This window comes from Maridesulfovibrio ferrireducens (assembly GCF_900101105.1).
In the GTDB taxonomy this organism is placed as follows: domain Bacteria; phylum Desulfobacterota; class Desulfovibrionia; order Desulfovibrionales; family Desulfovibrionaceae; genus Maridesulfovibrio; species Maridesulfovibrio ferrireducens.
Genome location: NZ_FNGA01000004.1, coordinates 432,675 through 444,786, shown reverse-complemented (window position 1 = coordinate 444,786; position 12,112 = coordinate 432,675). Strand labels below are relative to the sequence as shown.

Genomic DNA, 12,112 nt, shown 5'->3' with positions numbered 1-12,112 from the left:
CACCCTCAAAACACATTAGTTTTTACCAAATCAAGTAAAAACTGGTTTTCCTTGTTAAAGCAGTTGCTAATCTTTTCAGCCATGTGATAACTTATATACAACTTATATTCCCACTAGATATAATAAGGAGATTACACATGCCCAATCTTACTTCGTGGGGAAGCCGGGAAATAGAAAAACTTAAAAATGATATGGATAGACTCTTTGACAGTCTATGTGTGGATTACGGCATCCCTTCAGTTTGCGGAATAATTGACTGCACCCCCAGAACTGAAATGAAAGAACAGAATGAATCACTTATGGTGAGAACCACCATGCCCGGCTTTCAGGCTGAAGATCTGGGAGTTTCTGTTACTGAAACGACTATGACTATTTCCGGTGAAAAAAAGGTCACCTTCCAAGGCGGCCGAAAAACCAACCATTTTAAAAAGACTATCCCACTTCCATGCCGGGTCGATCCGGAAAATGTAAGAGCCACATTTAAGGATGGAGTACTGGAAATAGTCCTGCTCAAGTGCATCATTAAACCGCAAAAAACAATCTTCATAACCGCTGAATAGAATTCAATACGGAGATCAGTATGACTTCTACCCTTGAAAGCAGAGAACTCAAGCAGGAACAACTCCGATGGACCCTTGTTCCCGAAGAGCTACCCTTCAACTCGACAAAAGACCTTGAAGTAGACGAAGAGATCATCGGACAAAGCCGTGGCGTCGAAGCTTTTAAATTCGGAATGGGCATGCCCCTGAAAGGATATAATATTTTTGTAACCGGCCCGGCAGGAACCGGTAAACAGGCTACTGTCAAAAAACTTCTCAAGGACTTATCTAAATCAGATAATAGCCCGGATGACCTTCTCTACGTAAATAATTTTAAAGCAACAGAATCGCCTATCCTTATCCGCATGGCAGCAGGCGAAGGTTCTATTTTTAAAAAAGATATCCACGACTTTTTAGAAAATATCAAACGTGAAGTTCCTCAATTATTTGAAAGTCAGGAATACATCGCACGTAAAAATGAAATTATCGAACTGCATGAAAAACAAACCCGAGAATTCTTTCAAGGAATCGAAGATAAAGTGAAAGATTCCGGACTAGTCATTGTAAACATGCAAATGGGCCCCTTTCAACGCCCGGACGTAGTGCCGTTAGTTGACGGCGAACCGATGCGGATGATTCAGCTGGAAGAAAAGGTTGAAAAGGGCCGTTTTCCGCGTGAAGAATTTGACAGACTTAAAGAAAGACAAAAAGAGCTGAAAGATGATGTAGACAACATACTGCTACAAGTCCGCAAGTTGCAAAAAGAGGTTAAAAAGAAAAGCGAAGAAGTGGACAAAATGATGTTCATGACTCTGGCTCTAGACCTGATCAGCACGTTACGAGAAAAATATTCTGACGAAAAAATATGTAAACATTTTGAAGATATGCTTGAGCATATGAGCGACGATCTTGAATCGTTGAGAATGATCGGCAAAAAACCGCAACCGGGTGAAGGTGGAATGATGTTTATGCCGCCACAGGCAGAAGCTATTCTTCATCCTTATCAGGTAAATTTACTGGTGGATAACTCCGAACAAACCAGTCCTCCTGTAATTTTTGAAACCTACCCTACTTACCGAAACCTGTTCGGATCAATTGAAAGAGTTATGGACCGACACGGTGGATGGCGCACTGACTTTACGAAAATTCAGGCGGGTTCATTTATTAAGGCGAACGGCGGTTATCTTGTCATCAACCTCATGGACTCCATTGTAGAACCCGGAGTATGGCCCACCCTCAAACGGTCGCTTAAAACTGAAAAAATAGAAATTCAAACCTTTGACCCTTATTACTTCATATCTCCGTCAGGTCTAAAACCTGAACCTATTGAAATGGACGTTAAAGTTGTTGTTCTAGGTGAACCGCACCTTTACCAATTGCTTCGTCATTATGACCCAGATGTTTCAAAAATATTCAAAGTCAGAGCAGATTTTGAAACATCTATGGACCTTGATAATGACGCGGTTACCGCTGTTTCAAGCTTCGTAAGCAATATGGTTAAAAAAGATAAACTGATGGATTTTGACCGCTCAGGTGTGGCCGCCATTATCGAACAATCAGTGCGAATGTCGGGACGACAAGAAAAAATATCAACATCGTTTCCTTTGCTGGCAGACCTTATGGGAGAAGCAAACTACTTTGCAGGCCGCAACGGATCAACATTCGTAACCTCTGACCATGTAGATAAAGCTATCAATGCCCACAGAAAACGCTCCAACCAAATGGAAGAGCGGCTTCAGGAAATGATCGACCGCGGCAGTATCTATGTCGATACCGACGGAGCAGAAGTCGGTCAGGTTAACGGGCTGGCTGTATATTCTCTCGGCGATTATTCCTTCGGAAAACCATCGCGAATCACAGCTGTGACCGCCATGGGTAAAGGAGGAATTATTAACATTGAGCGTGAGTCCGATATGTCCGGCCCCACTCATAACAAAGGAATATTCATTTTATCCGGATTCTTAAGGCAAAAATTCGCACAGGATAAACCTCTATCCCTCACCGCAAGTATCGCCTTTGAGCAATCATACGGCGGAATTGACGGGGACTCAGCATCCTCAACCGAACTTTACGCCCTGCTCTCAAGTCTGGCAGATGTCCCCCTTCGTCAGGACATTGCAGTCACAGGTTCAGTTAATCAGAAGGGAGAAGTTCAGCCCATCGGCGGCGTGAACCAAAAAATTGAAGGATTCTATATGTGCTGCAAACACGCAGGATTAACGGGCAAGCAGGGAGTAATGATTCCCGAGCCTAATGTTAAAGATCTCATGCTCCGTAAAGACGTTGTCGAAGCCGTCAAAGAAGGCAAGTTCCATATCTGGTCGGTTGAAAACATCGCGCAGGGAGTTGAAATTCTGACCGGAATTAAGGCAGGAGAAAGTGATTCTAAAAATGGATATCCCGCAGATTCGATCTATGGCAAAGCTAACACCCGCTTGATTGATCTTGCCGAGGGACTCAAAAAATTCAACGCCACCGATGATGAATCTAAAGAAAAGAAAACGTCTTCGGGTGGATGTTGCTCGGGATAAACCCGGCTCTTAAATTATATCTGATACAAATAAAGAGCCGCAGGTCGAATAAAAGCCTGCGGCTCTTTACCATACTGTCCTTCTAATCTATCTTGCCGATTCATCAGTAAAAAAAGGAATATATATGCCAGATAAAACAGTTGGAATCGTTGCGGCGATGGAGCAGGAAGCAAAAGCTATTTGCCCTGTATCAGAAAAAAGTATGCTTGGAAGGTTTGAACTTCTTTCAGGGATTTTGCCGGGTGGAAATCACTTTATGTGCATAGTCTCAGGAATAGGAACTGAGCGGGCGGCGGAGGCGGCGACTCTACTTGCACAAAAAAAACCGAGCCTGATACTCAGTGCCGGAGTTTCAGGAGGACTGGCTCGCGGAACCTCTGCGGGAGATCTTTTAGCAGCTTCCACAATTCACTCAGAAATACCTGATTTTGCCCCTTGGCATGAACCTGAACAGGATGCTGATATTCGTAAAGAACTCCTGCCGGCCTATAGACGAATTCCTTCCGGCCCAATGGTTACAGCCGCAGCTCCAGTGATGACACAACAAGAAAAAACTTCGCTCCACGACAAAACCGGAGCTCTCGCCGCAGATATGGAAAGCATTGCCGTAGCGCAAGTTGCCGCAAAAGAAGGAATACCCTTCGCCTGTATCCGCGCTGTCAGCGATGCATCAACCAGAGCAATTCCAGCGGAATCATTAAACGGAGTTACTGCCAGCGGTAAAACACAACTGACTCCGATTTTAAAAGCAATTGCAAACCGTCCTTCATTGATCCTTGAACTGATACCAATGGGTATGGACTATTCCAAGGCGCTTAAAAGTTTAGGTAAAATTTTTATTTAAAAGTTATTACTAATCTTAAACTCTTTTATCAATAAGAGGCAAATTACAGGATAGGTTCATGAATACTATTTCTGCCTGCGATTGCTAACACTAAAAGAATAATTCCTAGCGGAACAATTACGAATGTCATAGTGCTGGATGTGGAAAAACCGGCATCAAGCAATAGACCTGAGAGTATACTGCCTGCTCCTTGAAAAATCAGGAACAAGCTAAGGAATACGGCTGAAGCCATAGCTGCGGTCTCCCTGAATCGGGAGAAAAGTGATGTGATCCCAATTGGATCAATAAATCCATAACTAAAAGCCATGAACATTAATGGACACATGAAACTGGCCGCGTTTTCCATGCCAATCACAAACTTTAAAAAGATGAAAAGTCCACCACCTAGAGTGGCAATGGCAGCCCCACCAGGGTATAACTTTTTGGGATCAAAACGAACAACAGCCTTGGTTGCCGCGAATTGTCCTAGTGCCATACACCCCACGGTAAATATATTATAGAGAGCAAAATCAGTCGGAGAAAGTTTGAAATCTCCAGCAAAAGCGAGCGGAGTGATAAACATGTACGCACCGTGAAATATGGCAAAAAAGATGAGTACACTAGTTACCAGCAAAACTTGACGGGAAAAGACAATTTTTAGGTAAAGAGCAAAGCTGTTGGAAATATTTACATGAGCTAGACGATCTTCTGGTCGAAGAGTCTCAGGTATAAAAAGACTGAATACCGAGCTGCCAGCCGCCGCCACGCTTAAAACTATAAAAGTAGATCGCCATCCAAAACACTCAATAATCAACCCGCCAACAAGCATTGCCAGTACGGGAATAAGGGCAGTTAAAGCCCCAAGTAGACCAAAAACTTTATACGCCAAAAAACCGGGACACTCATCACGCACCATGGCCATGACGGGAACTTTGATCATCCCCATGGCGCACCCTTGCAAAAAACGACCAAGATAAAAACAATTAATGGTTTGCGCAACCCCACACCCTATGCTCCCTCCGGTAAACAATATCATTCCAAACACAAGAAATTTCTTTCTTCCCCATGCATCGGACAATGGCCCCACTAAGAGTACCGTCACAGCAAAACTAAATAGAGAAATGGTCAGAGCTAGACTTAACTGGCTACCGTTCATGTTTAGATCATGGGCAATAGTAGAGAGCCCGGGGACGAATATACTGGTACCGGCCCAGATCACAACACTCAGAGTCGTCAACATTAGAATAAATCTCCGAACAGGTATGCCACTCAAGGTGGTTTGGGGCTGTTGTTCCAAGAGTATTCTTATTCTTTGATGTACTTGTTATATAATCCGCGAATATGCTCTTTGAGTTCTTGTCCACGTGAACCAACAAGCTGAATGTTATCGAAGTCTACTCCATCGACTAATATGCTATATACTAGGCAACATTCATCGGCAGATATTGGGCTAACGCCTACAAATATACCATTAAATTTGAGCATTTCTTCATCTAAATTAGGGGGAATTGGATTCCATGCAGGGAAATAAATAGTGAACGCCCGGTTGCCATTACAGCGTAAATTAAAGATTGTTTTACGCAGCTTAGCGATCCAATCCTGACCGAGCTGTTGGAATGTAATACTAACGGCCTTCAGGGTGGCTATTTCATATAAATAAAATGTTGTTTCTTTCGGAAGATCTTTGCTTACCTCATCAATAAGCTCATGAGAAATGTCAGCTTGATCAAATAAAGCACCCACGATTTCATGATGCTGCTCCGGCAAATGGATACGCATGTTCGCGACTGGAGCTATAAATTTTGCGTGAGCAAAAAGAGTCATCCAAGAATATTTTCCTGCATCTTGCCGTTGACACCCCATATTCAAAAGCAATGAAAAAGGATAATACTTCAAATGACTTGCGATCTTCTGCGAGATGACACTAGTGGTGACACATGTTGAACTATAAATATCCACGCCAAGCGAATTTTCATCAATATAACGAACGGATTCTTTCATTAAATATGAAATGGCCCGCGTGCACCTATAAGAATGCCTAACCATCAATGAACCTGTCTCGGCTAAATGTGGTTTTTGGGGAAACAAAAAGAAAGCTACGCTCCCAGCAAGAGTCTCGCCATTTTCTGCGACAATTACTTTTACGTCGCCATCCTCAATCACTTTCCGGAGCTGCGATTCATAATAAAAAAATTCACCAGTGTATTCATAACCATATGTGTCGTAAGTTAAATCCACGAGCTGGGCAGCATCATCTGGAGTAGCACGCCTAAGATTGAAATTTATTTTCTTATCATTCAGATCCTCCTCAGCACTACCTTTCTCAAAGGAAGGACATGCAAGCCGCATACTAGCTACTATTTGCCAACCATCTAGTCCGAGATTGTTAAACTCCAGATGGTCTACAGCATTTTGAGCCAGATGAAACCACAACCCGTCAAGTTCAGACTCTTCCGGGTTTTGCGGGTCATAATTTGGAATTCTATTCAGATGTATAGGTGGGCCAGCGTTTGCAATAGTAACGGTAGCAATTCCATCAATTTTCAATTGGAAATTGACACGGAGTACTTCTTTATCCTGTGCATCAGGATATGCGGAGATTAAAAAGACCAATGTTTCTTCAAGGGCAAGACGCAGACCGTCGCTTTCCCTTTGATTGCCTCCAGATGTAGAGACAAGAGTTGAAGCCCAGTCAAGAACTGGAACCATAAAACGCAAATCATAAGGAATTTCTACGCTTGCTGTAAAACATACCTGGACAGGTTCGGATAACAATATATTATTACAATTCATAAAAAACAGCTAACAAAATAAACACGTTAAATATATATTATAGGAAAAATTGTTGTTTAAATAAAATAAAAAAAGGTGAAGTTGATAACTCAACTTCACCTTTTTTATTATTTAATATTACGACTAAAAGACTAACTTATTTTAAATTAAGTCCCTTAAGAGCTAACATTGCGCCTTTGATTGGACGCTTTACTGAATCGGCAACGGAGGTTGGTTCAAATCCGCAATGCACCATGCAGTTTGCACAGCGGGGATCGTTACCCACTCCGTATTTATCCCAGTCAGTCTGCTCCATAAGTTCCTTGTAAGTTGGAACAAATCCGTCTTCAAGCAGATAACAGGGACGCTGCCAACCATGCACGGAACGACAAGGATTTCCCCAAGGGGAACAGGAATAGTCCTGATTTCCGGCGAGGAAATCGAGATAAAAGCTACTGTGGCTGAAATCCCATTTTTTCCCTTTGCCGAGTCTAAAAATTTCACGGAAAAGTTTTTTGCTCTGTTCACGAGTAAGGAAACTGTCCTGATCGGCTGCGGCTTCATAGCTGAACGCGGCTGAAAGAGTCATTCCGTCAACACCAAGTCCGGTGAGATAATCAAAGAACGCAGCTGCATTTTCAGGGGTCTGTCCACCGAAAAGAGTAGTATTCGTATTAACTCTAAATCCTTTGGATTTAAGCAATTTTATTGATCTGATTGCGGACTGAAATACGCCCTGCTTGCAAACAATATTATCATGCACTTCTTCCAACCCATCGAGATGGATATTGAAAGTAAGATATGGACTAGGCTTGAACTGATTGATGCGCTCAGGAATAAGAATTCCGTTGGTGCAAAGATATACAAACTTTTTACGCCTGACTAATTCTTTGACAATAGCAGGAATTTCAGGATGCAGGAGAGGTTCTCCACCCGGGATTGAAACGATTGGTGCGCCGCATTCTTCAACAGCAGCGATACACTCGTCAAAAGACAAACGCTGGTTTAAAACTGATGCAGGCTGATTAATTTTTCCGCATCCTTTGCAACGCAAGTTGCACTGAAACAACGGCTCCAGCATAAGAACCAAAGGATAATGCTTATTACCCTTAAGTGTCTGTGAAAGAATATATTTCCCAAGTCGAGCTATCTGTATTGCAGGAATTGCCAAAGTCCTATCCTCTTTGCCGCCCGAAAAAAGGCGGGTTTATTATTTTTTAGCAGCAGGCGCTTTCTGACATGCTCCTACCAACTTTTCATATGTATTTATTTTTAATGATTTCTTATCAAAACTTTTACTTTTTAAAGCCTGTGAAAACTGAACACACGCTTTAGCTTTTTCACCATCTTCAAGCAAAGCAGCGCCGTATCCAAGATGATTCAAATAAAAGTCGGGACTAATTTTTACAGCTTTCTCAAAATGAACTAAAGACTTACTGAGATTTCCAACACTTAGTGGTGGAGAAGGAGCTTCGAGATAAAGTTCACCGAGCATCCGGTCAGGTCCGCCAAAATCTACTTCAGGAGAAAGCTTTTCAGCCAACAATGCTTCTTGCTCCAAGACAGGCACAAGGTCAAGCCCGCGCAAGGGCGAAAGTTGCGCCTCTTTACCAGCTAAAAACGCTGAAAGATAATGTCCAACTCCGCTTTTAGGGTTTTTCTTAAGATATGCCTCTATGACCTTTCGCCCGGCAATAGCATCATCAGTTTTAGTAACTGTTCCACTTTCAAGCAGCCAAGCGTAGCAAGTTGCAGATTCAAGATTATCCGCATCCTTACTGCTGGCAGCAAGTGATTCAGCTTGTTTTAAGGTGCATGATTTCCAAAGAGAAACATCTTTTGTTTTATACTCAACCGTTGGAACTGCGGCAGTTGTACCGGTTTGAGCTGCACAACTGCACAGAAAACACCCTAAAACTGCGATCATCACGATGCGAAGGGATAAAATCATTTAAGCTCCTTATCAGCAGGTCCGAATCCGTTAGTCTGCAAAAGTTTCAATAAACTTGCAGCCGCAGGATCATCTTTCATATCAAGCAAAATCGCCTGAAGTCGAAAAGAATCATCAGTCACCTTGCCGAACCATACCACAGGACTGTTAGGAAGTTTCCCCGATTCGTAAACAACCTTCACACCGGAAAAACGATCCGATCCGCTGAGCACAGAATACTGAACTGCGTTCAGACATACTCCGGCAGCCTTCCCTTTATTAACCCAGCGCAATTTACTGAGAGGCCTTGATGTCCCTTCAATAACAAGCTGATTTTCAGCTTCATCTTTTTTAAAAAGAATTTTGCGGGATTCAGGAGTATAAAGCATAGAACCAAAAACAGTTCCTTTAATCTCTTTCACAGAATCCGGCCCGTCAGACGGAGCAAGAATTCTCCAGACATCTTTATCAAGTCCCTGCGGTAAGGTGGATGCAACAGGGGTCATTATATATTTATCTGAATAGCTCGTGAAAAACGTTAATCCGCAAATTCCCCATATCGGTTTATTTTCATCAAGATACTTGAGCGCAGGTTCCAATTCATTAAAATAAACACCGGTTGCAGGCTTTCCAAGTTTTTCGGAAACATACTCTGCGAGTGAATCCATTACCGGCTGGGCATCTGCGGATGTTCCAGGCTGACCGGGCTCAATAATGACAAATTTAAATGATTCAGCCGCCCCTGCGACAGAGACTGCGCCTGCAACTGATAAAATCAGAATAAAAGTGATCGCTAATATTTTTCTTAACATTATATATTTTTTCTCCCTTTAAACTGTTCGATCAGTCTGAAAACGGCAGGCAATATGACCATACATCCAACCATACAAGTTGCAGAGCCGACAACCATGATTCCGCCGAGAGAGGCAAGTCCCCTGTGATGGGCCAAAAGCAACCCGCCGAAACCAATCATTGTGGTGCAAAAACTTAAGCCCACAGCAACAGGAGTACTCGTGTCGTAGAGTTTCTCACCTTTTGAAAGTTCTTTCCATCTGGCAAGAAAATGAACTCCGCCGTCTACTCCGATGGCGATAAGAACAGGGATCGCAAAGAAGTTCGCTAAATTAAAGCTTAAACCTGTCGTGCCCATCACTTCAAGCAACCAGAAAATACCTACAATCAAAGGAATAAGAGTAAGCAGGACATAGCTTATACTGAATGAAGTAAAAAATAAAATTATTGATACCAGCACAATTGTAAGCACGGCGGCTTCGGTGAAAGTGTCACGCATAAGCAGTGAAGATTCAAGGACAACAACTGGAACGCCTGTTACTTCGGGATCAATTTTTCTAAGGTCCGCGACAAAAGATTTCAGCAACTCAAAATCCCAGACATTGCCCACAGCAGCAATTTTAACCATAAAACTGCCGTCTCTACCTATATATAAAGAACGTAAATGTTCCGGCAGGTCGTCAGAGTTTACAGAACGAACTTCTAAAATTTCTTTAATCCATTCAAATGAGGATGAAAGTTCACTTACCAGACGGGTTTGAATCGGCACAAGATTTTGAACAGCCGATGGATTTTTATCTATCAAAGCTATACAGGACGAAGCCTTATCCAAAAGATCTGAAACAAGCTGCAACTCTTCTTTCGCTCCGGCAGAAAACAGCTTTTCCTCTATACCTTCGAGCGAATCCGTCAACTTTTCAAGTGAGCCTGAAACCTGATCAGACACAAGCGCCACAGGGCGTGCATTAAAATCCATGCCGTCTAAATACTTAGCTTCACCACGAAGAATCTGAGCCTTTTCCTTTTGACCTTCAGGCAAAAAATTCAAGATAGAATCAATCCTGCCCACCGAAGGAATTTTCTTCAATTGCTGAGTGAGAGCCGTAACGCTTTCTAGATCGGGCCTTGTCATAACCGCGAACCAAGTAGATTCATCAGAGTCATTAATTAATTTATGTTCATACTCAACGGATTCAAGACCTTTTGCTTGAAGATCAAGAAGATTGTAATTGAACCCGGCTTTCTGCAATCCCGGATAGGCAAGTGCCGACAATATCAGAGCGACAGCAAGAACTGATTTCGGGCGTGAAATAACCTTATCCATAAAGGGCATGGTCGCCATACGCGGATGAGATGAAGGAAAAAGATTACGTCTTCCTGCAAGAAGCAAAAGTGAAGGAAGAACCGTCAGCATGGAAATAAGGCAGAAAATAATCCCGGTTCCACCGATAAGTCCAAGCTCGGCCAGCCCCACGAATTCCTGTCCTAACACGGCATAAAAAGCACATACGGATGTAATTCCACCAAGAAGAACGCCCGGCCCGGTATGCATCAATGATTCTTCAACTGCGTCTTCAGGCGAAAGGCCCGCAGCCGTCCCTTCAACATAGCGCAGAACAACATGAATACCGAAATCCACACCGATTCCGACGAGAACAAGCGCGAAAACAATAGATAAAAGATTAAGACTTCCCAGCGTTACCAGAGCAAATCCAAAAGTCCACGCCATAGCGCAAAAAAGGGAAAACATAACTAGCGCAGGTCTGAGCCAGCCGTGAAGAACTATCGTAAACAACAGCCCCACCAGCAGAACAGAGACAATTGAGGCAAGAGTCATATCATCATTAGTGGTGATCATTTCATCAGCCGAAAGAACAGGTCGTCCGGTAAGTCCGGCGCTGACCTCTGGAAATTCTTCACGAGTCTGATTCAGAGAATCACGAACAACTTTAAGAGCCTGACCAATAACAGACATTGCCGCAAAATCTTTTTTAGGCAGAATACGCATGATCAGGAGCTTGCCGTTGCGGGTATAAAAATACTGCATTCCAGCTTTATCCAGATTCAGCACAGGACCGGAATTTTCAGATAAAACAGTTCCCTTATCAAGAGCACTTTTCATTTTTCCGACCAGCGAATCCAAAGCTCCCACCATGGGAATAAGCATTTCAGGATCAGCGGCTCCGCCCATATCTTTTTTACCACTAAGCAGTTCCGCATTCATATCCAGAAACTTTGCCAGCCCCGGCCCATTGAACCATTCATTACCAAGCGGCCCTATATTACGGGCAAGTTTGACAAAATCGCGCAGTTCATCTTCCGAAGCAAACATTAATACGCCCGGTCCCATATCCCTTGCGGACATGGCATAATGAACTTCTCTAATTACATTAGACTTTCCTTCAAGCTTAGTGGCAAGAGAGGAAGCGAAAAGAGCAGCCTGCTCCTTACCCTTATCTGTCCCGCCGGTTTCAATGACCACGAACATATATTCCTGATCGCCGAAATTCTTAATCTGCTCAAGATTCCGCTTCTGAAAAGGAAGGTCATGAGAAAGTAAATTATCCTGATCACTGTCCAGCTTAAGATACAAAGCGGAAGAAACTCCGCAAATAATAGCTAGAACAAGACCGCATATGACTATTGTTCCGGGGCAGGTGCGAACCATGCGCCAAATAACAAGAATCAAAAAATTCTGAATTTTTTTGAATATATCCACAGAAAA

General features: G+C 43.0%; 9 protein-coding genes. 3 read left to right on the top strand and 6 right to left on the bottom strand.

Features of this window, described 5'->3' with window-relative positions; genetic code table 11:
- Positions 1–137 precede the first annotated feature (137 nt).
- From BLT41_RS14475 to BLT41_RS14465, 3 genes are all read left to right on the top strand, one after another.
- A complete protein-coding gene (locus BLT41_RS14475) occupies positions 138–560 on the top strand; it encodes an Hsp20/alpha crystallin family protein (RefSeq protein WP_092162393.1) in 423 nt (140 codons plus the stop codon).
- Between the two features lie 20 nt (positions 561–580).
- Positions 581–3,070 carry a Lon protease family protein gene (locus BLT41_RS14470; protein WP_092162392.1) on the top strand — a complete coding sequence of 830 codons (2,490 nt, stop codon included), beginning with the start codon at positions 581–583 and terminating at the stop codon, positions 3,068–3,070.
- 124 nt (positions 3,071–3,194) lie between these two features.
- Complete coding sequence (locus BLT41_RS14465) at positions 3,195–3,914, top strand: phosphorylase family protein (protein ID WP_092162390.1); 720 nt, start codon at positions 3,195–3,197, stop codon at positions 3,912–3,914.
- Positions 3,915–3,957: 43 nt separating this feature from the next.
- Here BLT41_RS14465 and BLT41_RS14460 read toward each other — a convergent pair whose 3' ends face one another.
- From BLT41_RS14460 to BLT41_RS14435, 6 genes are all read right to left on the bottom strand, one after another.
- Positions 3,958–5,133 carry an MFS transporter gene (locus tag BLT41_RS14460; protein WP_092162388.1) on the bottom strand — a complete coding sequence of 392 codons (1,176 nt, stop codon included), beginning with the start codon at positions 5,131–5,133 and terminating at the stop codon, positions 3,958–3,960.
- Between the two features lie 65 nt (positions 5,134–5,198).
- A complete protein-coding gene (locus BLT41_RS14455) occupies positions 5,199–6,686 on the bottom strand; it encodes a GNAT family N-acetyltransferase (protein ID WP_092162386.1) in 1,488 nt (495 codons plus the stop codon).
- Between the two features lie 136 nt (positions 6,687–6,822).
- Positions 6,823–7,836 (bottom strand): adenosyl-hopene transferase HpnH, encoded by a 1,014-nt coding sequence (gene hpnH / locus BLT41_RS14450; protein WP_092162384.1) that lies wholly within the window; start codon positions 7,834–7,836, stop codon positions 6,823–6,825.
- 39 nt (positions 7,837–7,875) lie between these two features.
- A complete protein-coding gene (locus BLT41_RS14445) occupies positions 7,876–8,616 on the bottom strand; it encodes a TRAP transporter TatT component family protein (protein ID WP_244512294.1) in 741 nt (246 codons plus the stop codon).
- Positions 8,613–9,407, bottom strand: a complete 795-nt coding sequence (locus tag BLT41_RS14440; RefSeq protein WP_092162382.1) for a PhnD/SsuA/transferrin family substrate-binding protein — start codon at positions 9,405–9,407, stop codon at positions 8,613–8,615. Before BLT41_RS14440 ends, BLT41_RS14445 begins: the two co-directional genes overlap by 4 nt.
- Positions 9,407–12,106, bottom strand: a complete 2,700-nt coding sequence (locus tag BLT41_RS14435) for an MMPL family transporter (protein WP_244512293.1) — start codon at positions 12,104–12,106, stop codon at positions 9,407–9,409. The genes BLT41_RS14440 and BLT41_RS14435 overlap by 1 nt, the downstream gene beginning before the upstream one ends.
- Positions 12,107–12,112: the final 6 nt, after the last annotated feature.

Coding starts and splice junctions, on each gene's coding strand:
- BLT41_RS14475 (WP_092162393.1), top strand. CDS start 138: ATGCCCAATCTTACTTCGTGGGGAAGCCGGGAAATAGAAAAACTTAAA.
- BLT41_RS14470 (WP_092162392.1), top strand. CDS start 581: ATGACTTCTACCCTTGAAAGCAGAGAACTCAAGCAGGAACAACTCCGA.
- BLT41_RS14465 (WP_092162390.1), top strand. CDS start 3,195: ATGCCAGATAAAACAGTTGGAATCGTTGCGGCGATGGAGCAGGAAGCA.
- BLT41_RS14460 (WP_092162388.1), bottom strand. CDS start 5,133: ATGTTGACGACTCTGAGTGTTGTGATCTGGGCCGGTACCAGTATATTC.
- BLT41_RS14455 (WP_092162386.1), bottom strand. CDS start 6,686: ATGAATTGTAATAATATATTGTTATCCGAACCTGTCCAGGTATGTTTT.
- BLT41_RS14445 (WP_244512294.1), bottom strand. CDS start 8,616: ATGATTTTATCCCTTCGCATCGTGATGATCGCAGTTTTAGGGTGTTTT.
- BLT41_RS14440 (WP_092162382.1), bottom strand. CDS start 9,407: ATGTTAAGAAAAATATTAGCGATCACTTTTATTCTGATTTTATCAGTT.